The sequence below is a fragment of the Ancylobacter mangrovi genome (assembly GCF_024752355.1).
Classification (GTDB): domain Bacteria; phylum Pseudomonadota; class Alphaproteobacteria; order Rhizobiales; family Xanthobacteraceae; genus Ancylobacter; species Ancylobacter mangrovi.
Genome location: NZ_JANTHZ010000001.1, coordinates 263,238 through 284,833, shown reverse-complemented (window position 1 = coordinate 284,833; position 21,596 = coordinate 263,238). Strand labels below are relative to the sequence as shown.

Annotated in this window: 23 protein-coding genes; 8 read left to right on the top strand and 15 right to left on the bottom strand. The window is 68.8% G+C overall.

The annotated features are described in order from the left end of the window. Positions 1-387 carry a hypothetical protein gene (locus NVS89_RS01295; RefSeq protein ID WP_258730666.1) on the top strand — a complete coding sequence of 129 codons (387 nt, stop codon included), beginning with the start codon at positions 1-3 and terminating at the stop codon, positions 385-387. A 15-nt stretch (positions 388-402) separates the two neighbouring features. Here the strand turns inward: NVS89_RS01295 and NVS89_RS01290 are convergent, their stop codons facing one another. Together NVS89_RS01290 and NVS89_RS01285 are read right to left on the bottom strand one after the other, a co-directional pair. Further along, on the bottom strand, positions 403-885 hold the full coding sequence (locus tag NVS89_RS01290; protein ID WP_258730665.1) for an SRPBCC family protein: 483 nt from the start codon (positions 883-885) through the stop codon (positions 403-405). Beyond that, complete coding sequence (locus tag NVS89_RS01285) at positions 882-1,226, bottom strand: ArsR/SmtB family transcription factor (protein ID WP_258730664.1); 345 nt, start codon at positions 1,224-1,226, stop codon at positions 882-884. Before NVS89_RS01285 ends, NVS89_RS01290 begins: the two co-directional genes overlap by 4 nt. Before the next feature lie 158 nt (positions 1,227-1,384). On the opposite strand from NVS89_RS01285, the gene mbfA reads away from it, so the two are divergent. Further along, entirely contained in the window at positions 1,385-2,362 is a 978-nt protein-coding gene (gene mbfA / locus NVS89_RS01280) for an iron exporter MbfA (protein ID WP_258730663.1), read from the top strand. A gap of 28 nt (positions 2,363-2,390) precedes the next feature. Here mbfA and NVS89_RS01275 read toward each other — a convergent pair whose 3' ends face one another. From NVS89_RS01275 to NVS89_RS01265, 3 genes are all read right to left on the bottom strand, one after another. Further along, positions 2,391-2,522, bottom strand: a complete 132-nt coding sequence (locus tag NVS89_RS01275; RefSeq protein WP_258730662.1) for a hypothetical protein — start codon at positions 2,520-2,522, stop codon at positions 2,391-2,393. Positions 2,523-2,600: 78 nt separating this feature from the next. Then, positions 2,601-2,780, bottom strand: coding sequence for a DUF1328 domain-containing protein (locus tag NVS89_RS01270; protein ID WP_258730661.1), 180 nt, complete (start codon positions 2,778-2,780; stop codon positions 2,601-2,603). 81 nt (positions 2,781-2,861) lie between these two features. Beyond that, positions 2,862-4,214, bottom strand: a complete 1,353-nt coding sequence (locus NVS89_RS01265; RefSeq protein WP_258730660.1) for an MFS transporter — start codon at positions 4,212-4,214, stop codon at positions 2,862-2,864. Positions 4,215-4,367: 153 nt separating this feature from the next. Between NVS89_RS01265 and NVS89_RS01260 the strand changes: the two genes are divergently transcribed. Next, the gene (locus NVS89_RS01260; RefSeq protein ID WP_309486512.1) at positions 4,368-5,222 is read left to right on the top strand and encodes an aldose 1-epimerase family protein; all 855 of its coding nucleotides are present in this window, start codon (positions 4,368-4,370) and stop codon (positions 5,220-5,222) included. 29 nt (positions 5,223-5,251) lie between these two features. On the opposite strand, the gene NVS89_RS01255 is transcribed toward NVS89_RS01260, so the two are convergent. From NVS89_RS01255 to NVS89_RS01235, 5 genes are all read right to left on the bottom strand, one after another. Beyond that, positions 5,252-6,298 carry a sensor domain-containing diguanylate cyclase gene (locus NVS89_RS01255; RefSeq protein WP_258730658.1) on the bottom strand — a complete coding sequence of 349 codons (1,047 nt, stop codon included), beginning with the start codon at positions 6,296-6,298 and terminating at the stop codon, positions 5,252-5,254. 29 nt (positions 6,299-6,327) lie between these two features. Beyond that, complete coding sequence (locus NVS89_RS01250; protein ID WP_258731491.1) at positions 6,328-7,746, bottom strand: alpha,alpha-trehalose-phosphate synthase (UDP-forming); 1,419 nt, start codon at positions 7,744-7,746, stop codon at positions 6,328-6,330. Then, a complete protein-coding gene (locus tag NVS89_RS01245; RefSeq protein ID WP_258730657.1) occupies positions 7,731-9,527 on the bottom strand; it encodes a glycoside hydrolase family 15 protein in 1,797 nt (598 codons plus the stop codon). The genes NVS89_RS01250 and NVS89_RS01245 overlap by 16 nt, the downstream gene beginning before the upstream one ends. Further along, complete coding sequence (gene otsB / locus NVS89_RS01240) at positions 9,524-10,270, bottom strand: trehalose-phosphatase (protein WP_258730656.1); 747 nt, start codon at positions 10,268-10,270, stop codon at positions 9,524-9,526. The genes NVS89_RS01245 and otsB overlap by 4 nt, the downstream gene beginning before the upstream one ends. A 176-nt stretch (positions 10,271-10,446) precedes the next feature. Next, complete coding sequence (locus NVS89_RS01235) at positions 10,447-11,424, bottom strand: sensor domain-containing diguanylate cyclase (RefSeq protein ID WP_258730655.1); 978 nt, start codon at positions 11,422-11,424, stop codon at positions 10,447-10,449. A 387-nt stretch (positions 11,425-11,811) separates the two neighbouring features. Here NVS89_RS01235 and ettA point away from each other — a divergent pair, with 387 nt between their 5' ends. Then, positions 11,812-13,467, top strand: a complete 1,656-nt coding sequence (ettA, locus tag NVS89_RS01230) for an energy-dependent translational throttle protein EttA (protein ID WP_258730654.1) — start codon at positions 11,812-11,814, stop codon at positions 13,465-13,467. Positions 13,468-13,660: 193 nt separating this feature from the next. Further along, the gene (tam, locus tag NVS89_RS01225) at positions 13,661-14,437 is read left to right on the top strand and encodes a trans-aconitate 2-methyltransferase (RefSeq protein WP_258730653.1); all 777 of its coding nucleotides are present in this window, start codon (positions 13,661-13,663) and stop codon (positions 14,435-14,437) included. A 6-nt stretch (positions 14,438-14,443) separates the two neighbouring features. Here tam and NVS89_RS01220 read toward each other — a convergent pair whose 3' ends face one another. Continuing rightward, positions 14,444-14,920 (bottom strand): VOC family protein, encoded by a 477-nt coding sequence (locus NVS89_RS01220; RefSeq protein ID WP_258730652.1) that lies wholly within the window; start codon positions 14,918-14,920, stop codon positions 14,444-14,446. Between the two features lie 162 nt (positions 14,921-15,082). Beyond that, a complete protein-coding gene (locus NVS89_RS01215) occupies positions 15,083-16,072 on the bottom strand; it encodes a patatin-like phospholipase family protein (protein ID WP_258730650.1) in 990 nt (329 codons plus the stop codon). 285 nt (positions 16,073-16,357) lie between these two features. Between NVS89_RS01215 and NVS89_RS01210 the strand changes: the two genes are divergently transcribed. Beyond that, on the top strand, positions 16,358-17,569 hold the full coding sequence (locus tag NVS89_RS01210) for a lytic murein transglycosylase (protein ID WP_258730649.1): 1,212 nt from the start codon (positions 16,358-16,360) through the stop codon (positions 17,567-17,569). A gap of 15 nt (positions 17,570-17,584) precedes the next feature. Here the strand turns inward: NVS89_RS01210 and prmB are convergent, their stop codons facing one another. Next, positions 17,585-18,526: a 50S ribosomal protein L3 N(5)-glutamine methyltransferase gene (prmB, locus tag NVS89_RS01205; RefSeq protein ID WP_258730648.1), complete on the bottom strand. Its 942-nt coding sequence runs from the start codon at positions 18,524-18,526 to the stop codon at positions 17,585-17,587. A gap of 157 nt (positions 18,527-18,683) precedes the next feature. Between prmB and NVS89_RS01200 the strand changes: the two genes are divergently transcribed. Continuing rightward, positions 18,684-18,968: a hypothetical protein gene (locus NVS89_RS01200; RefSeq protein ID WP_258730647.1), complete on the top strand. Its 285-nt coding sequence runs from the start codon at positions 18,684-18,686 to the stop codon at positions 18,966-18,968. Between the two features lie 73 nt (positions 18,969-19,041). Beyond that, positions 19,042-19,722, top strand: a complete 681-nt coding sequence (locus NVS89_RS01195) for an O-methyltransferase (RefSeq protein ID WP_258730646.1) — start codon at positions 19,042-19,044, stop codon at positions 19,720-19,722. Between the two features lie 19 nt (positions 19,723-19,741). Here the strand turns inward: NVS89_RS01195 and NVS89_RS01190 are convergent, their stop codons facing one another. Then, the gene (locus tag NVS89_RS01190; protein WP_258730645.1) at positions 19,742-20,629 is read right to left on the bottom strand and encodes an SGNH/GDSL hydrolase family protein; all 888 of its coding nucleotides are present in this window, start codon (positions 20,627-20,629) and stop codon (positions 19,742-19,744) included. A 30-nt stretch (positions 20,630-20,659) separates the two neighbouring features. Beyond that, a complete protein-coding gene (locus tag NVS89_RS01185) occupies positions 20,660-21,583 on the bottom strand; it encodes an SGNH/GDSL hydrolase family protein (RefSeq protein ID WP_258730644.1) in 924 nt (307 codons plus the stop codon). Positions 21,584-21,596: the final 13 nt, after the last annotated feature.

Sequence of the window (21,596 nt, the reverse complement as noted above, 5' to 3'; positions counted from 1 at the left end):
GTGGCGCCGCCCTTGTCGTTCTGGAGCCGGGTGGGGCGGCCCTACACCACCCGCCGCGTCTTCTTCGGCCGCCTCGGCACGGCGGTCGCCATCTGGTTCGCCATCATGCTGTTCGGGCTCGGCATCGGCATCGCCGGCTATGCCGGCTTCGAGGGCATGGACCTCACCGATGCCTATCTCAACGCGGCGATGATCCTCTCCGGCATGGGTCCGGTGGGCGAACTGCACAGCGAAGCCGGCAAGATCTTCGCCGGCTCCTACGCCATCTTCTCCGGCCTCGTCATCGTGCTCGCCACCGGCGTCGTCCTGTCGCCGATCGTCCACCATGTGCTGCACGTCTTCCATGCGGATATGGACGATGACGGCCGGCCGGACGCCTCGAACTAAGCTCGATCACGCGGCTCAGAGGCTGCGCACCATCGCCACGAGCTGGTCGAACGCGGTGCTCCAGCCCTGATGGAAGCCCATGGCCTCGTGCCTGGCCTTGTCCTCGGCATCCTTGTGGACGGCGCGAGCCACGTAAAGCGTGCCGCCGTCCGTGGGCGTGATCTCGACCGAGGCGGTCATGAAGCCCGAGCCGAGCGGCCGGAAGCCGGGGCCGAGCGCGTCGGTGAAAAGCAGGTAGCTTCCCGGCACCAGCGCGAGCACGCAGCCGGTGCTGTCGTGCACCTCGCCTTCCGGTCCCTCCATGCGGGTGCGGAACCTGCCGCCCGGCCGCAGGTCGAGCTCGCAGGCCGTGGTGCGCCAGGGAGCGGGCGTGAACCACTTCATCAGCAGCTCGGGCTCCGTCCAGGCGCGCCAGACGAGCTGCGGGGAGACGTCGACCTCCCGCCTCAATTCGAGATCGAGCGCGGGATCGAACAGGACATGCGGCTTGGCGGTCATCGGCGTTCCTCATCGTTCTTAAGGGAGAGAAGCAGGCGGTCGAGCTGGTCGAGCCGCTGGGTCCAGAGCGCGCGCTGCGCGTCGAGCCAGCCGCCGACCGCGGCGAGCGGTTCCGGACGCAGCGCGCAGGTGCGCACGCGCCCCTTCTTGCTGGTCGCCACCAGCCCGCCTTCCTCCAACACCTTGAGATGCTGAAGGAAGCTCGGCATGGCCATGTCGAAAGGTCGGGCGAGCTCGCTCACCGTCGCCGGCCCGCGCGCCAGCGCTTCCACCACGGCCCGCCGGGTGGGATCGGCAAGGGCGCGGAACGCGTCGTCGAGAGGGGCGGGATTCAAGCTCATGACATGACGCTACGGCACACCAATAGTTAGGTCAATACCTAATTATTTTGCCATGCCTATACGACAGGACTGGCGAGGGGAGGCCGGCTGCCCCATTGCCCTCCCTCCCGCGGTGCGGCATAAGTCACTATATTAGAATTGTTCTAATAAGGTGACCCATGTTCGCCAGCTTCGCCAATCGTCGTCGCTTCTCCGACCTGTCGGAGGCGGAGGTGCTCGCGCTCGCCATCTCCTCGGAAGAGGATGACGGGCGCATCTACGCCACCTATGCCGAGAAGCTGCGCCATGATTTTCCCGATACCGCCGCCACCTTCGACGAAATGGCGAAGGAGGAGGACGGCCATCGCGCCCGCCTCGTCGACCAGTTCCAGCGGAGTTTCGGCCGGGTGATCCCGCTCATCCGCCGGGAGCACGTCGCCGGCTATTATTCGCGCCGGCCGGTCTGGCTGGTGGAGAATCTCGGCATCGATCGCATCCGCGAGGAGGCCGCGCGGATGGAGGACGATGCCGCCGCCTTCTACACCCGGGCGGCTCAGGCGAGCACCGATCCCGCGACCCGCAAGCTGCTCGGCGACCTCGCCATGGAGGAGCGCAAGCACTACGACCTCGCCGAGCACATGGAGGCGGCGCATCGGACGAGCGACGCGCGGCAGGAGGAGGACGACCGCGCGCGGCGCCAGTTCGTGCTCACCTGGGTGCAGCCGGGCCTCGCCGGGCTGATGGACGGGTCGGTGTCGACGCTGGCGCCGATCTTCGCCACCGCCTTCGCCACGCAGAATTCATGGACGACGCTGCAGGTCGGCCTCGCGGCGGCGCTCGGCGCGGGCATCTCGATGGGCTTCACCGAAGCCGCGCATGATGACGGGGTGATCTCGGGCCGTGGCTCGCCGGTCAAGCGCGGCCTCGCCTCGGGGATCATGACGGCCGTCGGCGGCCTCGGCCATGCGCTGCCCTATCTGATCCCGGACTTCTGGACGGCGACGGGCATCGCCATCGTCGTCGTCTTCGCCGAATTGTGGGCGATCACCTGGATCCAGAACCGCTACATGGAAACGCCGTTCCTGCGCGCGGCGGTGCAGGTGGTGATCGGCGGCCTGCTGGTGCTGGCCACCGGCATTCTGATCGGCGGCACCTAGCCTCAACTGGCGTCCGCTCGACCGGCGATCATTCGCCCGGCAGCGGGTGATTGTGCCGGCGCGTCCGCTTGGTGGAGGCGTCCACATAGGCGAGCGTCACCGCGAAGCCGCCGAAGGCGATCAGCGTAAAGATCAGGAAATAAAGGGTTTCGGTGGGCATGGCTTCCTCCATTGATGGACGAAGCCTAGGCCTGCCGGCACCTTCTTACCTTGCGATAGGTCAAGCCCCGCGCGGCGCTCAGGGCGTCGTCATCGCCTGGTCCACCAGCATGGCGAGGCCGACCAGCAGCAGGAAGCCGAGGAAGAACAGCCCGAACAGGATCATCGAGATGCGCCGCGCCGCAGCGGAGATGCCGGTGAAGCCGATGGCGCCGGCGACGAGCGAGATGACGAGGAAGATGACGGCGTATTTTAACATGGCCAACCCCGCAGTGTTGCGCCGTCAACGGCACAGGCGCGTTCCGGTTCCCGGCCTTTGCGCCGCCCGGGGCGGGAAGGCTCAGGCGCCGTCCGAGCGGCCCTCCTGGGACTGGGGGAAGGGCTCCTCGCCGGGAGCGCCGGCGGCGGAAGCCGCGCCCGGCTGCGGGTCGGCGCCCGGCGCGGGGGCGGCCGGTTCCGGGTCGTCCATGCCGGCGGTCGGGTCCGGCTCGGCATCCGGCATCGGAACGGTGCCGGTCGGCGCCGAGGCGATGGTGTCGCTGACGAAGCGCTCCGCCGCCGGCCGGTGGCTCAGCCGCCACACGACGAACAGCAGCAGCAGCGTGTGCGCCGCGGCGGTGAAGTAGAACAGCGCGCCGGGCCCGTAATGCGCCATGCCGAAGGAGGCGACGGACGGGCCCAGCACCGAGCCGATGCCGTAAATGAGCAGGAGCCCGGCCGCCGTCTCAACGGATTCCGAGGGCGAGGTGCGGTCATAGGCGTGCGCGGCCGCCAGCGAATAGGCCGGCAGCGCCAGCGCGCCGAAGATGAGGCCGAGCACGCTGAGGCCGGAGAGGGTGAAATGCAGGGCGCCGAGCGCGAGCCCGGCCAGCATCGCGCCGACCATGAGCGCGGCGAGGATGCGCCGGCGGTCCATGCGGTCGGACAGGTAGCCGACCGGCCACTGCGCGATGGCGCCGGCGACGACGACCGCGCTCATGAAGGTCGCCGCCCCGTCCGCGGTCAGACCGCGTCCGATGGCGAAGATCGGCCCGAGGCTCCACAGCGAGCCGTTGGTGAGACCGATGATGAAGCAGCCCACCAGCGCCACCGGTGCGGCGCGGAACAGGTGCAGGATGCGGATCCGCGCGGTCTCGATCGGCGCGGGCTGCTTGCTAGTGGTCATCACCACCGGCAGCGTCGCCAGCGCGAACAGGATGGTGGCGATGGCGAAGAGCTGGAAGCCGCTGACCGGGAACAGCGTGATCATCATCTGGCCGGCGGTCAGCGCCGCATAGTCGACCATGACGTAGGAGCCCATGACGAAGCCGCGCGTCTGGTTGGTGGCGCGGTCGTTGAGCCAGCTCTCGATCACGAGATAGAGCCCGGCGAAGCAGAATCCGGTGACGGCGCGTAGGCCGAACCAGACATAGGGGTCGACCAGCAGAGGGTGCGCCAGCATCGTCGCCACCACCCCGGAGGTGAGCGCGGCGAAGGCGCGGATATGGCCCGAGCGCCGCACCAGATGCGGCACCAGCAGGCAGCCCAGCACGAAGCCCAGATAGTAGCTCGACCCCAATATGCCGAGATCGATGGCACTGAAGCCCTCGAACGCGCCGCGCAGCGGAAGCAGTGTGTTCTGCAGGCCGCTGCCGGTGACAAGGAAGAACACGCCGAGCAGGAGCGCGGCGACAGGGCCGAGAGTCTGGGCCATGATGGAACCGGACGGGGCGCGAGGATGCGCGACGGGTGAGGTGGATGCGGCTCAGCGGATGCATGCACCCGCGCTGTGTCGGTAGCCCTGAAAACCGGCGATGTCGAGACGGGGAAGCTAATGAGTGACGGGCCAGTCAAACTGAAATCGAGCATGTTCAGTGCGGAGATCGCGCCGCTCGGCGCCGAGCTGGTGAGGCTCACCGACGCGGAGGGGCTCGATCTGCTCTGGAACGGCGATCCCGCCTTCTGGACCGGGCATGCGCCGCTGCTGTTTCCCATCGTTGGCCGGCTGCCCGGCGACCAACTCGTGCACAAGGGCGTCGCCTATCCGATGTCGCAGCATGGCTTCGCCCGCCGCCGCCCGTTCGTGGTGGCTAGCCGGACCGACCATTCGGCGCGCTTCGTGCTGGAGCCGGACGAGGAGACCCGCAGACAGTACCCGTTCGAGTTCCTGCTCACCGTCACCTACACGCTGGAGGAGGCCACCCTCACCATCGAGGCCGAGGTCGCCAATCCCGGTGCCGAGCCGCTGCCGGCGAGCTTCGGCTTCCATCCCGCGTTCCGCTGGCCGTTGCCCTATATGGGCACCCGTGCCGAGCACCACCTCGTCTTCGAGAAGGCCGAGGTCGAGCCGATCCACCGGCCCGTCGGCGGGCTGCTCTCGACCGCCACCGAGCCGAACCCGGCGGTGGAGGCGGCCATGGAGCTGACCGACGCCATGTTCGAGCGCGACGCGCTCATTTTCCTGCATGTGCGCTCGCACCATGTGCGCTACGGCGTGCCGGGCGAGCCCGGGCTGGAGATCGCCTTTCCCGGCATGCCGCAGCTCGGCGTCTGGTCGAAGCCCGGCGCGCCGTTCCTGTGCATCGAGCCGTGGTCAGGCTATGCGAGCCCGCAGGAGGGGCCGACCGAGTTCACGCAGAAGCCCGGGATCTCGCTCATCCCGCCGGGCGGCTCGAAGAGCTTCGCCATGTCGGTGCGCTGGCTGTCGGATTCCGGCCGGTAGGCGCCCGCCGGCGGCACGGCGGCAGGGTTCTACTCCGCCGGCCCGCCGTGGCTGACGACGGTGTTGCGGCCGCCACGCTTGGCGGCGTAGAGCGCGGTGTCGGCCTCGTTGACCAGCATGCGCAGGGCGAGTTCGTCGAGACCGGCGCCGGACGGGTGCAGCCCGTCGGCGGAGCGGGTGGCGATGCCGATGCTCAGCGTCAGGACGCCGGTCAGCGGGTGGAGGATGGAGGCTTCGCTCACCGCCGCGCGGACGCGGTCGGCGACGAGGCGGGCCCCGGTCGTGCCGCTGCCGACCAGGATGGCGGCGAACTCCTCGCCGCCATAGCGCGCCATCGTGTCCTCCTGCCGCAGGGCGGTGGTGCCCAGCGCGGCCCCGATCCGGCGCAGCGCGTCGTCGCCGGCGCTGTGGCCGCTGCTGTCGTTGAGCGACTTGAAGTGGTCGATGTCCATCAGCATCACCGACAGCGTCTCGCCGGTGCGCTGGCAGCGCAGGCCCGCGCGTACCAGCTCCTCGTCGAAGGCGCGCCGGTTGGCGAGGCCGGTCAGCGCGTCGACGCGGTTCAGCCGCGTCAGCTCGCGGTTGAGGCGGCGCAGCTCCAGCTCGTCGACGGCGATCGCCGCCAGCGCCTCCAGCGGGGCGACGTCGAAGTCCGGCTCCAGCCCCTCGCGCCGGCGCATGATGCATAGGGAGCCGATGACGAGGTCGGGCGGCACGCGCAGCGGCACGCCGGCATAGAAGCGCAGCGGAAGCTGGGGCGCCACCGGATGGCCGGCGAAGCGCGGGTCGGTGCGCAGGTCGCCGACGACGAGCGGCTCGCCGGTCGCGACCATGACCTGGCACACCGAGCGGTTGCGTGTGATCGAGTTGCCGATGGCGCTCGAGGTGACCGACTTCATCCACTGGTAGGCGTCGTCGATGAAACCCATGAAGGCGACGTCGGCATCATAGAAGCTCTGCGCCAGCCAGGTGAGCCGGTCGAACGCCGCCTCGCGCGGCGTGTCCATGATGTCGCACGCCGTAAGTGCCTGAAGCCGGGAGGCCTCGTTGGCCGGATGTATCGGAATCTGCCACATGGTGCTTCCGGTCGCGAGGATGCAGGGCTTCAGCGATGCGCCTGGTGCTCGGCAGTGAGCGGGTCGGGCAGCGCCTCCTGGGACGAGGATAGCTCGGCAATGAAGCGCTCGCACCAGTGGTGGATGGTGTTGGTCTCGACGTTTTTCATGTTGGTGCGCCAGCGTTCGCGGCGCTCCTCCAGCGGCATGACCAGCGCGGTGTGCAGCGCCTCGCCCATGCCCTCGACGTCGTAGGGATTGACGATCAGCGCGCCGGTCATCTCGTCGACGGCGCCGGCGAAGCGCGAGAGCATCAGGACGCCCGGGTCCCGCGGATTCTGCGCGGCGACATATTCCTTGGCGACGAGGTTCATCCCGTCGCGCAGCGGCGTCACCACGCCGATCCGCGCGGTGCGGTAGATGGCGGCGAGGGTGGCGCGCTGGAACGGGCGGTTGAGATAGCGCAGCGGCACCCAGTCGAACTCGGCATATTCGCCGTTGATCGAGCCCGCCAGCTCCTCCAGCTCACGGCGCAACGCGCGATATTCGGCCACCTCGCCCCGGCTCAGCGGGGCAATCTGCATCATGGTGACCTTGGAGCGGTGCTCGGGCCAGTTCTTCAACAGTTCACCGAAGGCGGCGAACTTGTTCGGCAGGCCCTTGGAATAGTCGAGCCGGTCGACGCCGACCGCCAGCGCCTTGCCGGCGAGGCTGGCGCGCAGGCGCTTCATCTCGTCGCTGCCGACCGCGTCCTTGGCGTCCTGCACGAAGGCCTCGGCGTCGATGCCGATCGGGTAGGCGGCGACCCGGAAGGTGCGTTCGCGCAGATTGACCACGCCTCCCGGCGCCAGCCAGCCGCGCGATTCCGACGAGATGTAGGTGAGCAGCGCGCGCACGTCGTTCTCGGTCTGCAGCCCGACGAGGTCGTAATGCGACAGGTCGCGCACCAGCGCGGCGTGCGAGGGCAGGGAGAGGAACACCGCCGTCGCCGGCCACGGTATGTGGTGGAAATAGCCCACGCGCCCCTCGAAGCCGAGCTTGCGCAGTTCCGCCGCCAGCGGAATGAAGTGGTAGTCGTGGACCCAGATGATGTCGTCCGGCTTCAGCAGCGGCAGCAGCGCGCGGGCGAAATGCTCGTTGACCCGCCGGTAGCCCTCCCAGTCGGCGCGGCGGAAGGCCAGCAGGCCCAGCCGGTAGTGACAGAGCGGCCAGAGCGTGCCGTTGGCATAGCCGGCATAGTGCGCGCGCTGATCCTCCGGATCGAGGGTGAGCAGGCCGTAGGTGATGCGCCCGGAGCGGAAGATCTTCGGCTCGGGCGGGGCGCCGACCTCGGTCTCCCCGCTCCAGCCGAACCACAGGCCGCCGCGCTTGCTGAGCGCTTCGCGCAGCGCGACCGCCAGCCCGCCGGCCTTGGCGGCCCGCTCCTTGGGTGATGCGACCCGGTTTGAAACGACTACGAGCCTCGCCAGAACGCTTCCTCCCACGTCTTCGACAGCCGCATCGCCGTGTCGATCAGGCCGACCATGGAGTAGGTCTGGGGGATGTTGCCCCACAGCTCCAGCGACTGGTTGTCGATGTCTTCCGACAGCAGACCAGCCTCGTTGCGCCGGGCAAGCAGGCTGGTGAACATCTCGCGCGCCTCGTCGCGATGGCCGATCAGGTCGAGCGCGCAGGCGTACCAGAACGAGCAGATGGTGAACGAGCTCTCCGGCAGGCCGAAATCGTCCTCGTTGGCATAGCGCATCAGATAGCCGTTGCGCTTCAGGTCGCGGCCGATGGCCTCGACCGTGGCGACGTAGCGCGGGTCGTCCGGCCGCACGAAGCCGAGCTCGGCGAGCAGCAGCAGGGAGGCGTCGAGCTGGCCGTCGACATCGGCGTCGACGAAGCTGCCCTTCTCCTCGTTCCAGGCAAAGGCGAGCGTGCGCTTGCGGATCTCGTTGGCGTGGTCGGACCAGTAGGTGACCCGGTCGGGCAGGTCGAGCACGCGGGCGATGCGCGCCAGCCGGTCGCAGGCGGCCCAGCCCATCACCGCCGAGAAGGTGTGGACGCGCCGCCGTCCGCGCAGCTCCCACAGGCCGGCATCGGGCTCGAAGGCGAATTCCGCCGCGCGCGCGCCGACCCCTTCCAGCAGGTTGAACAGCGCCTTGTCGCCGCGCTTGGGCAGCCGGTCGTCGAAGAACATCTGCGCCGCCGCCAGCACGACATGGCCGTATCCGTCGTTCTGCACCTGCTCGGCCGCCTGATTGCCGACCCGCACCGGCCCCATGCCGCGGAAGCCGGGCAGGGCAGGGGCGAAGCGCTCCTCCAGATGCGTGCCGGGCACGATGGAATAGACCGGCGCGAGCCGCCCCGTGGGCTCGGAGGCGATCACCGTGGTGAGGTAGCGAATGTAGTCTTCCATGGTGCGCGTGGCGCCGAGCTGGTTGAGCGCGCGCACGGTGAAGTAGGAATCGCGCAGCCAGCAGTGCCGGTAGTCCCAGTTGCGCACCGTGTTCGGCGCCTCGGGGATCGAGGTGGTGAGCGCGGCGACGATGCCGCCGGTCTCCTCGAAGGCGCACAGCTTGAGCGAGATGGCGGCGCGCACCACCGCGTCCTGCCATTCGAACGGGATCGAGAGGTAGCGCACCCATTCCCACCAGTAGTCGCAGGTGCGTTCCTCGAAATTGTGCGCGGTGTCGGTCAGGCTGGAGGCGAACGGCTCGTCCGGCCCCAGCACGATCGTCGCCGTCTGGCTGAGGACGAAGGGGCGCTCCTCCATCACATAGACGATCGGAAGGTCGGTGGTGGCGCGCAGGGTGAAGTCGTCGCCGGCGAAGCGCATGTGGTTGGAGCCGCGCACCGCCTTCGGCCGCTGCTCGCCCCAGTGGAAGTGCGGCCGCAGGCGGATCGTGATGCGGCAGGTGCCGGAGATCGGCTGGATCCGACGCACCAGCGTGGCCGGCCGGTAGATGCGGTCATAGAGCTTGAAGCGCGGCGCGAAGTCGATGATGCGCAGCTTCGCCCCATCCGCGTTCTCGAGAATGGTCTCGATGATCGCGGTGTTGCGCCGATAGCTGCGCGAGCTCGCGACCTGCCCGTCGAGCAGCACGTCGAAGAAGCCGGCCTCCGGCTCCTCCCCGCCGAGCAGGGCAGAGAAGATCGGGTCGCCGTCGATCCGGGGCCAGCAGCACCAGCTCAGGCGCCCCTTTGTGTCGATCAGCGCTGCGATGGTCCCGTTGCCGATGGCGGCGAGATTGAGGTTCTGGCTCACGAGGGCACACGCTCCAGGGCTTGAGGGATGTCGCCGAGCCATTTGCGCACGTCCTCTGGAGTGGCGAGGCGGAAATCGGCTTGCGTGGTCGGGCGCGGTCCCACCGCGATGGCGAGGCCGCCCACCGCACGAGCGGCGCGGAACCCGTCTTCGTCGGTGACGTCGTCGCCCAGGAAAACCGGCTTGCGGCCGGTGAAGATCGCGCTGCCCATCAGCGTATCGACGGCGGTGCCCTTGTCGTGGCCGCTCTGGCGCAGCTCGACCACGAAGCGGCCCTTGAGGAATTCCACCTCGCCGCCGATGCGCGCGCTCGCCTCCACCACCTTGGCCATGATCTCGTCGCCGGATTCCGGCACGGCGCGGTAGTGCACGGCCAGCGACAGCGGCTTGTGCTCGATATAGACGCCCGGCCAGGCCGCCATCTCGCGCTCGAGCGTCTGTTCGAGCGGCTTGCGCCATTTCGGCGTCGGGATCGGCACCGAGGGCGCGTCCGGCGCGAGCCGTATCTCTGCGCCGTGCTGGCCGGCGGCGGGGAGGCGGGCCGGCGCGAGCCGGTGGTCCATCCAGTCGATGCTGCGGCCGGACACCAGCGCCACCGCGCCGCCGAGCGACGTCTGCAGCACGGTGAGCAGGTCCGGGAGGTATTCGGGGATTTCGACCCCTTCGGGATGATCGGCGTGTTCGATCAGGGTGCCGTCAATGTCGAGAAATAGTGCCCAATCAGCTCTGGGGAGAGGTTGCATGCCTGTTCCTGGTGCTGTCCTTGCTCTCGCCATTGAAAGACTTAAAGGCGTTCTCTCGAACCGCTGAGGTAATATAGTAGCTTGTACCGTCTTGCTGATGATAATGCGGCTAGGCGGCGGGCGTTCCGCTACCGCTGTCGCTTTCCTTGAGGCCCGGCGTCCCGCGGGGAGGGCGCTCAGATCGCCGCCGACTGGGGCCCGGCGCCGGGCTGCGCGGAAAGGTTGATGCCGCCGAAGCCCTGCGTCTTGGCGGCGTAGAGCGCCCGGTCCGCGCGCTCGATGAGATCGGTGCGGACCTCGGCGGTCGACAGCCCGACCGGAATGCTCGACCGGCTCGCCCCGCCGATGCTGGCCGTCAGCCGGCCCGCCGGCGAGTTGGCGTGCTCGATCTCCAGCGCCGAGATCGCCTGCTGCATCCGCATGGCGACGGTGATCGCCTCGGACGGGCCGGTGGCGGGAAGGATGGCGACGAATTCCTCGCCGCCGAAGCGCGCGACGAAGTCGCTCGGCCGGTGGAGCGCCCGCGCCATGGCCCGGGCCACCGCGCCCAGTACCTCGTCGCCGGCGAGATGGCCGTAGCGGTCATTGTATCGCTTGAAATAGTCGACATCGATCATCAGCACCGAGAGCGGCGTGCCCTCGCGCCGGCTGCGGGCGATCTCGCGCGGCAGCAGTTCCTCCAGCGCGTGCCGGTTCAGCAGGCCGGTGAGCGCATCGGTGCTTGCCGTCTCCCGGAGCTTCGCGTTGACGTTGCTGAGCTGGTGGTTGGCGAGCTCCAGCCGCGCCTCGAGCGTCTTCTGGTCGGTGATGTCGGCGAAGGCGGCGCAGAGCGCCGAAGCGCGCCGGGGGATCCCGCGGGAGGGGCGGATCGGCTGCACCGCGACGAGATAGGTCCGCCCCCTCATCAGCGTCTCGTGATCGCGCACCGGCTCGCCGGCGTCGAAGGCGCAGAAGTCCTGCATGATCTTCGCGTGGACGGCCGGCCCGAGCAGATCCGCCACACGCCGCCCCGCCATGTTCTCATGCGGCACGTCGACCAGCTCGGCGCAGCGATAATTGGCCGCGAGGAGGCGTCCGTCCCTGCCGACGAGGCAGGCGGCGATGGGGAAGTTCAGGCAGATGTGCAGCAGGTCCTCGGGCGTGATCGACGGCATCGGAGCGGGCAGTCATGTCCTCTGGTGGATCCGATCGTGCGGACCCCGTGCGCGCTCCGCATTCGGCGGAGGTATAAAGACGCACCCCGCCCGCCACGTTGACATAGGGCAAGCCGACATGAGGAAAGTCGCGTGCGGCTCAATCGCGATCGCTCCAATTCCGAGCCGGCCGGCGCGACGGGCGTAGCGCGGGTGTCCATGGGGAGGCTTCGCGCGCTCCGGCCTTGCCGCTGCCGGGAGGGCGGTCTACATAGCGCCCGACCTCTCATCGGCAATCAAGGCCGGACTTGACGGCCCCAAGCGGAGCAGCCCAGGTCGGTTTTTTCCCGATCGCGGCCTCGGATGGCGGCCCGTTCTCGGCATCGCCCGAACGCGCAGGAACTGGATATGGCTTCCTATCAGTACGTCTATCACATGCACGGCATGACCAAGGCCTATCCCGGCGGCAAGAAGGTGCTGGAGAACATCCACCTCTCCTTCTACCCGGACGCCAAGATCGGCGTGCTCGGCCCCAACGGCTCGGGCAAGTCGACGCTGCTGAAGATCATGGCCGGCATGGACAAGGACTTCAGCGGCGAGGCCTGGGTCGCGGAAGGCGCGCGCGTCGGCTACCTGCCGCAGGAGCCGCAGCTCGACGCCTCCAAGTCGGTGCGCGAGAACGTCATGGAAGGCGTCGCCAAGCAGAAGGCGATCCTCGACCGCTACAACGAGCTCGCCATGAACTACTCGGACGAGACGGCGGACGAGATGACCAGCCTCCAGGACGAGATCGAGGCGCAGGGCCTGTGGGACCTCGACAGCAAGGTCGACCAGGCGATGGACGCGCTCAACTGCCCGTCCGACGACGCCGACGTGTCGAAGCTCTCGGGCGGCGAGCGTCGCCGCGTCGCGCTGTGCCGCCTGCTGCTGGAGCAGCCCGAGCTGCTGCTGCTCGACGAGCCCACCAACCATCTCGACGCCGAGACGGTGAACTGGCTGGAAGGGCACCTGCGCACCTATCCGGGGGCGATCCTGATCGTCACCCATGACCGCTACTTCCTCGACAACGTGACCGGCTGGATCCTCGAGCTCGACCGCGGCCGCGGCATTCCCTACGAGGGCAACTACTCGTCCTGGCTGTCGCAGAAGCAGAAGCGCATGCAGCAGGAGGGTCGCGAGGAGGAAGCGCGCCAGCGGGCGCTGGCCTCCGAGCAGGAATGGATCTCCGCCTCGCCCAAGGCGCGCCAGGCCAAGAACAAGGCCCGCATCCAGCGCTACGAGGATCTCGTGCGCAAGGCGTCCGAGAAGGCGCCCACCACCGCGCAGATCGTCATCCCGGTGGCCGAGCGGCTCGGCAACAACGTCATCGACTTCCAGGACCTGTCCAAGGCCTTCGGCGACCGGCTGCTGATCGACGACCTCACCTTCAAGCTGCCGCCCGGCGGCATCGTCGGCGTGATCGGGCCCAACGGCGCGGGCAAGACCACGCTGTTCCGCATGATCACCGGCGCCGAGAAGCCCGATGCCGGTTCCATCACGGTCGGCGACAGCGTGCAGCTCGGCTATGTCGACCAGAGCCGCGACGCGCTCGACGACAAGAAGACCGTCTGGGAGGAAGTCTCGGGCGGCAACGACATCCTGTATCTGGGCAAGCGCGAGATCAATTCGCGCGCCTACTGCTCGGCCTTCAACTTCAAGGGCGGCGACCAGCAGAAGAAGGTCGGCATGCTCTCGGGCGGCGAGCGCAACCGCGTGCACCTCGCCCGTATCCTGCAGCAGGGCGCCAACGTGCTGCTGCTCGACGAGCCGACCAACGACCTCGACGTCGAGACGCTGCGCGCGCTGGAAGAGGCGCTGGAGGATTTCGCCGGCTGCGCGGTCATCATCTCGCATGACCGCTTCTTCCTCGACCGCATCGCCACCCACATCCTCGCCTTCGAGGGCGAGAGCCATGTGGAATGGTTCGAGGGCAACTTCGCCGATTACGAGGAGGACAAGAAGCGCCGCCTCGGCACGGATTCGATCATCCCGCACCGCCTGAAGTACAAGAAGTTCACGCGCTGAGGGCAGGGGACATCCCGCTCCGGCGGGGTATGCCAAGGCAAGGCCGGCCGGAGCGATCCGCGCCGGCCTTTTCGTGCCGGGGAGCCACCACCCGGCGCCCGCCTCGCCCGCCGCGTCGCGCTCCCCTTTGGCAGGTCGCTTGGCAGCGGGGCCGTCTTGGCCCATGGTCGCGCCCGATCCGGGGAGGGACCTAATGCGCCGCACCACCGAAGACTGGAACCCGAACCTCTATCTCAAATTCGCCGACGAGCGAACCCGCCCCTCGCGCGATCTCCTCGCCCAGGTTCCCCTCGAGACCCCGCGCAACGTTGTCGATATCGGCTGCGGTCCGGGCAATTCCACCGAGCTGCTTGCCGGCCGCTGGCCGGATGCGGACGTGCTCGGCATCGACACCTCGCCCGCCATGGTGGAGCAGGCCGCCGAGCGCCTGCCGGTCGCCCGCTTCGAGGTCGCGGACGTCGCGAGCTGGACGCCGGAGCTGGGCACGGACCTCATCTTCGGCAACGCCGTGTTCCAGTGGGTGCCGGACCACCCGGCCGTGCTGCGCCGCCTTCTGGACGCGCTGCCCGAGGGCGGCGTGCTCGCCGTGCAGATGCCGGACAATGTGAACGAGCCCTCGCACCGCCTGATGGCCGAGACCGCCGCGCACGGCCCGTGGGCGGAAAAGCTCGCCGGCGCGGCGCGCGACGTGCTGCCCTTGGTCGGCGAGTATTATGACCTGCTCAAGCCCGCCGCGCGGCAGGTCGAGATCTGGCACACCGACTACAACCACGCGATGGACGGCGCGCCCGCCATCGCCGAATGGTTCCGCTCGACGGCGCTGCGCCCCTTCCTCTCCCCGCTCGACGAGGAGGAACGGGCCGCCTTCCTCGCCGCCTATGTCGAGCGCCTCGCCGAGGCCTATCCGGCGCGGGTCGACGGCAAGGTGCTGCTGCGCTTCCCCCGCCTGTTCATCCTCGCCGTGCGGTGAGGGGGCTCACCCCTCCATCGCCTGCTGCAGCGCGGCGAGGTCGATCTTCACCATGTCCATCATGGCCTTCATCACCCGGGCGCCGGCGGCGGGGTCCGAATGCGCCTTCTCGACCAGTTCGCTGCTGTTGACCTGCCAGGAAAGGCCGAAGCGGTCCTTCAACCAGCCGCAGGCCTGGTACTGGCCGCCGGCGCCGAGCCTGTCCCAGTAGAAGTCGATCTCCTCCTGCGTGGCGCAGTCAATCAGGTAGGACGACGCCTCGCTCAGCTTGAACATCGGCCCGCCATTGATGGCGCCGAACTGTACCCCGTCGAGCTCGAACAACACCACCAGCACGCTGCCGGTCTGCCCGGGCGTGTCCTCGGTGTGGTGACCGACGGTGATGATGCGCGAATTGGGGAAGATCGAGACGTAGAAATCGGCCGCCTCCTTGGCCGTGCCGTCGAACCACAGATAGGGGGTGATCTTCTGCTGCAATCCCATGTCGGGCCTCCTGCTGTCGGCCGGCCCCGATGCCGGCGCCTCCCGAGGACGTTCGCGGCGGCGCCGATCCGACAGGACCGTGAAGGAATTTTGCCGGGACCCGCGTATCCGGGCCCCGTATCTCGGGGCAGCGTTTCGGAGCCGGAGGCGTCCCGCTAAGGATCAGGCCGTACCCCAGAAATCCTTCAGCTCTGCGGCATCGGCGAGACCGCGCTCATGGCCGTTGGCGATGCAGGGCGAGATCCATTTCGGGTCCATGATGCTGTCGACATGGGTGACGCCGGGCAGCAGCCCCGCCACCTTCAGCACCACCTGCGTGCCGCCGGCCTTGAGGTCGGCGATCTCCTGCTGCAGCGTGTTGGGCAGGCTGGAGGTGCGCAGTCCCACCTTCGAGGCCGAGGCGTCGCCGTCGGTCAGCGAGATCACCAGCGCCTTCTTTACGCCGGTTACCACGTCGCAATGGGTGCTGGTCTGGCAGATGCCGCCATCCATGCACAGCCGGTTCTTGAGCCAGGTCGGCCCCATGGAGCCGGGCAGCGAGGAGCTCGCGGCGCAGGCGTGGTTCACCTCGATCCCGGAATCCTGGGAGACGATGAGCCGCTCGCCGGTGTAACAGTCATTCGCGGTGGTATGGAGTTTGGGCGAGGGCCAGGCTTCCTCGCCGATCAGGTGCTTCACCGAGTCGAAATAGCTGTCCGGCCCCGCCGCATTGCGCGCCGCCATCGCGCCGCGACCGATGGCCTGGATGGTCGCCGGGTCGGCCTCGACCGCCGTGTTGGCGATATGGCGGGCGCGAAGCTGGCTTTCATTGGGCGCCATGGTCGGGATCAGCTCGGCGAACGCCTTCGGGAACTTGCCGAAGAATTCCAGCTCCTCGCCGAACCGCCACAGATGCCCGCCCGTTAGCACCGCGCCGAGGAACGAGCCCGCGGAGGTGCCGACCACGATGTCGGCCAGCGCAAGGTCCACGCCCTTGTCGTGCAGCGCGCGGAAATAGCCGACCATCCACGAGGCGAGATAGGCGCCGCCTCCGCCCAGCACGAGGCCGCGCTCCTTTCCCGTTCCGAGCGGCGGCGTATAGGGAATGGGATGAGCGAGGCCGTCGTCCCATGCCTCGCCGCTGGTCGCGGCCGCAGGCGCGGGAGCGGGCATCGTGCCGTCTCCCACCGTCTGCGCCCGTGCAGCGAGCGGATGAAGCAAAGCACCGGCGGCGCCGGTAATGAGCAGATCACGGCGTTTGAGCATGACGGCGAGGCCCCCCACCTCGTTGACAGGTATCGGAATAGAGCCATCCCCGGCGCCCCGAGGCAACCCGTCGGCGGCTTTCCGGGCTCCGATGTCTTCCTTTGCGTCATCACGTAACGGCTATCGCGGAGGCTGGCGGCCGGGCTTCCGGTTCACAGGGCGGACCGATTCCGCTATCCCGGAGGCATGAAGATGCGGCGCACCCTTTTCGGTCTCGGCCTGCTCCTAATGGCCGGTTCTCCCGCCTTCGCCGATGCCGGCTTCGACCGCTGGCTGGCCGCGCAATGGCCGGCCGCGCAGGCCATGGGCATCTCGCGCGCCACCTATGAGCGCGAGACGAAGGGGCTGGAGCCCGATTATTCGCTGCCCGACCTCGCCATTCCCGGCAAGCCGCAGCCGCCGGGCAAGCAGGCGGAGTTCGTGCAGACACCGGCGGACTACCTCTCCGACAAGGCGATCGCCAGCTATGCCGCGCGCGGGCGCAAGCTCGCCGCGCAGTATCGCGGGCAGCTCGCGACCATCGAGAAGCGCTTCGGCGTGCCGCCCGAGATCATGCTCGCCATCTGGGCGCGCGAGACCTCCTACGGCGCGGCCAAGCTCAACTATGACGCGCTGCGGGTGGTGGCGACGCAGGCCTATGTCGGCCGGCGCAAGGACGAGTTCTTCGCCGAGTTCCTCGCCGCGCTGAAGATCCTCGACGAGGGCCATGTCGGCCGGGCGCAGATGAAGAGCTCCTGGGCCGGCGCCATGGGCCTCACCCAGTTCATGCCCACCGGCTACCTGACCTATGGCGTCGACCTCGACGGCGACGGCACCGCCAATATCTGGACCTCGGTGCCCGAGGCGCTGGCCGCGACCGCCAACCTGCTGCGCCATGAGGGCTGGCAGGCCGGCAAGCGCTGGGCCTACGAGGTCAGCGTCCCGTCGGGCTTCGACTGCACGCTGGCCGAGCCCGACGCGGCGCGGCCGATCGGCGACTGGCTGAAGAGCGGGGTGAAGGTGATCGACGGGCGCCGCGTCCCGTCCTCGGCGATGCGCGACAAGGCTTCGATCATCATGCCGGCCGGGCCCTACGGCCCGGTGTTCCTCACGCCCGCCAACTATTTCGTGCTGAAGAGCTACAACTTCGCCGACCTTTACGTGCTCTATGTCGGCCACCTCGCCGACCGCATCGAGGACGACAAGCCGTTCGTGCGCGACTGGCAGGACATCAGCCTCGTGAAGACGCGCGACCTCGAATACATGCAGAAGGTGTTGGCCCGGAAGGGGCTCTACACCGACAAGATCGACGGCAAGGCGGGCATGAAGACCCGCTCGGCGCTGGGCGCCTACCAGAAGGCCAACCGGCTCAAGCTGGACTGCTGGCCGGATGCCGATGTGCTGGAGCACATGCGCAAGGGGTAGGGGCGCAGCGGCGCGTCACCGCGGCATGCGGCTGATCACCCTCAGATCCTTGCCGACGCCGAGGTCGCGGGCGGAAAGCCAGAACACCTCGCCCTCGCTGTCCTCGGTGTCGAGCCACAGGAAGGGCAGCGTCGGGTATTCCGCCTCGAGGATTTCCTTGCCCGTACCGATCTCGCAGATCAGCCCGCCGCGCGGGGAGAGATAGGCCGGCGCTTCCTTCAGGATGCGGCGCACGATGTCGAGCCCGTCCGGCCCGCCGGCGAAGGCGAGGCTCGGCTCGTGGCGGTATTCGGCCGGCAGCTCGGCCATCGCCTGCGCGTCCACATAGGGCGGGTTGGTGATGACGAGGTCGTAGAGCCGCCCGGTCAGCGGGGCGAACAGGTCGCCCTCGATCAGGCTGACGCGCTCGCCCATCTCGTGCATGGCGACGTTCTCCGCCGCGAGCGAGAGCGCTTCGGGCGAGATGTCAACGGCCTCGACCTGCGCGTCGGGGAAGGTCATTGCCGCCAGGATGGCGAGGCAGCCCGAGCCGGTGCACAGGTCCAGCACCCGGCCGATCGCATCCGGGTCCTCGATCAGCGAGAAGCCCGCGCCGCCGAACAGCTCGCTCGCCATCAGCTCGCCGATGAAGGAGCGCGGCACGATGGCCCGCCGGTCGCTCCTGAACGGCACGCCGCGTATATAGGTCTTGCCGAGCAGATAGGCCGCCGGCTCGCGGCTCTCGCAGCGGCGCTCGATGAGGCCGGCGATATTCGCGCGCTCCTCGCCCGTCAGCCGCGCGTCGAGCCATGGCGTGAGGTCGTCCACCGGCAGGTGCAGCGCTTCCAGCACCATGAAGGCGGCCTCGTCGAGCGCGTTGGTCGTGCCGTGGCCGAAGGCAAGGTCCGCCGCGCTGAAGCGGCTGACCGCGTAGCGCACGAAGTCCCGCACGGTTTTCAGTTCGTCCGCTGCCGCCATGTCGCATCTCCCCCTGAACGCCCGAGCGACAGCATGCCTCCGGCGCGATTGCAACCCCGTATCCTTCCCCCTGTTCACGGCGCACCCACGGGGCGCTTGTGTTCAGGGCGACATGGATCGATAGGATGGAAAAGCGGCGCATAAAGGGGACGCGGATATGACCGGGCCGGCAAACGACGAAGTCACTCTGGTGATCGACCGTTCGGTGGCGGTCGTCCTTTTTGAGTTTCTCTCGCGCAACGTCGACGACGCGGATGGCGAGACGCTCGCCGACTTCGTCGAGGACGAGGCGGAGATTCCCGCGCTCTGGGCGCTGCTCGCCGGGCTCGAGAGCGTGCTCACCGAGCCGATGGCGGAAGATTACGAGCGCCGGGTGATCGCCGCCCGCGAAGCGGTGATCCGCCGCTTCGGCGGCGCCTTCTCCGGCAAGGGCGACGCGTGAACCGGCCTGCGTGAGCGCCGGCCGATGAGGGTCGGCGACCCGCACGACACGCCGAAGAATGGGGCTTCGCGCCATGGCGACATCCTCCGATCCGGCCCTGTGGCAGGCGGTCGACGCCTATATCGACAGCCATCTCGTGCCTGCCGACCGCGCGCTCGACGGTGCGCTGGCGGTGAGCGAGATCTCCGGCCTGCCGCCGATCAACGTCGCGCCCAATCAGGGCAAGCTGCTCATGCTGCTCGCGCGCATGATGGGCGCCCGGCGCATCCTCGAGATCGGCACGCTGGGCGGCTACTCGACCATCTGGCTGGCCCGCGCGCTGCCGAAGGACGGGCGTCTCGTCACGCTCGAATATGACCGCGCCCATGCCGAGGTGGCGCGCAGGAACCTCGACGATGCGGGTTTCGGCCGGCAGGTCGAGCTGCGCGTCGGGGCCGCGCTCGACAGCCTCGCCGAGCTGCAGGCCGAGCGCGTGGCGCCGTTCGACTTCGTCTTCATCGACGCCGACAAGCCGAACAACGTGAACTACCTCAAGGCGGCGCTGCGCCTCGCGCGGGTGGGCACGGTGATCGTCGCCGACAATGTGGTGCGCGACGGCGCGGTCATCGAGGCGGGCAATGACGATCCGCGGGTGAAGGGCGCGCGCGCGACCTTCGAATGGCTCGCCGGCGAGCCGCGCGTCGACGCGACCGCCCTGCAGACCGTGGGGGTCAAGGGCTATGACGGCTTCGCGCTGGCGCTGGTGACGTCCTGAAGCATCAGGGCTTGACGTGTCAGGGCCGCGGGTCGGCCCCGAGCAGCGCGTTCGTCGTGGCGGGATGCGACAGGGTGACGGGCACGGTCACGCCCGGCGAAACGTCGGCCGAGCGCTGCTGGGCGTCGATATTGGCGACCATCGCCTCGCCGAGATCCTGGGCGAAGCAGTTGTAGCCCCAGTCGTTCATGTGGAACTTGTCCTTCCACAGGAAGGCGTCGAACGCCATGCCGGCGCTCTCGTGCCAGCCGCGCATCAGCGCGAAGCGGTGATAGACGTCCACCCCTTCCTCGCGGGCGATGTCGTCGATCAGCTTCACCATCGGCCCGCTATCGGCGTCGCCGAGCACGCGCGGGGCATATTGTGGGTCGATCAGCACGAGGTCGGCGTCGATGGCCCGCACCCGGGCGATCGCCTCGTGCCATTGGGCGTCCGCATTGGCGAGGCCGTTGGCGCGGAACAGCGCGTTGACCCCGGCCTGCCACAGCACCAGCGTCGGCTTGAGCGGCGCGACGTCGCGGTCGAAGCGCTTCAGCATCTCCGGCAGGTCCTGCCCGTTGACGCCGCGGTTGAGGACCGCGATGCGCGCCTGCGGGAAGCGCTCGCGCAGCGTCGCCTGCAGCCGGCTCGGATAGCTCGCCTCAGGCGAGGTGGCCCCGGCGCCGGCGGTGGACGAGGAGCCGAAGGCGACGATCACCACCGGCTCGCCGGCGCGCAGCCGGGCGGCGGTGCGGGCGAGCGGGGAGGCGAGCTTCATGTGGGTGCCGACCGCCGGGCAGGCGATCGGCAGCGGGCCGGCGGCGCGCGCCGGCGTGCCCAGCAGCCCCAGGCCGAGCGCGAGGCCGGCGGCGAGGCGGATGACGGGAGCGGGATGTCGGGCGGGGGCGGGGAGGCGGGAGCGGCGCATGTGGTCGGTCCGTGCCTCCTTCCGTCGGGCTCAGCGGGCGCCGAGCGTTCGCATGCCGACGCCGTCGACGATCATGCCCACCATAAGCCGTCCGATGCAGCGATGCACGTCCTCGAACATCGAGGGCGAGGGGCGCGACAGGTCGAAGTCGAAAATGCCTTCCTCGTCCCAGAACTGCATCACGTCGTAGCGGTCGAAGAACGGCACGCGGGCCGTGCGCGTCGCCCAGCGCAGGGCGTTGTTGTAGGGCGCGACGTCGAAGGCGAAGGCGGTGCGCGGCGAGTATTGCGGGCTGACGATCAGCACGTCCGCTCCCGCGGCGTGGGCGAGCGCGATGCCGGTCTCCACCGCCGTCGAGAATTCGGCGGTGTCGGCGCCGAGGATGGCGTCATAGGTGCCGGTCTGCCAGATCATCAGTGCGGGGCGCGTCTGCTCGAGCAGCTTGGGCAGCCCGGCGAGGATCGCCTGCGCGGTGGCGCGGGGCCGGTTCTGCGTGGTGAGCACGATGTTGCGGTCGGGATAGCGCTCGCGCAGCCGCTCCTCGATGAAGCTCGGGAAGCTGCGCGGCGTCGTGTCCTTCTCGGCGCCCGGCTTGGACGCCTTCTTCTTCGGGGTGGCGCTGTTGAGCACCAGGATCGAGGTCGGCGGACCTTCGGCAAGCGCTTTTTCCGCCAGCGCCTTTTCGGCGAGCGGCTTTTCGGAGAGAGATTTGCCGTCGAGGGAGGCGCCGGCGGACGCCTTGTCGGCGACGAGCGACTTGTCCGCGCTCACGGTCTTGTCGGCGCCGGCGGGCAGCTTGCCGCTGAGAGCCTTGGCGAGACGCGGCAGGGCGAACCCGGCCTGGGTCAGCGCAGAGGGCGCCGCGCAGACCTTCTCCTTGGCCGCATACGCGACCGAGCCGCCCGTCAGGGTCAGGCTCAGCGCGAGAACTCCACCCAGCTTCCAGCGTTTCACAGTGAACCGCGCG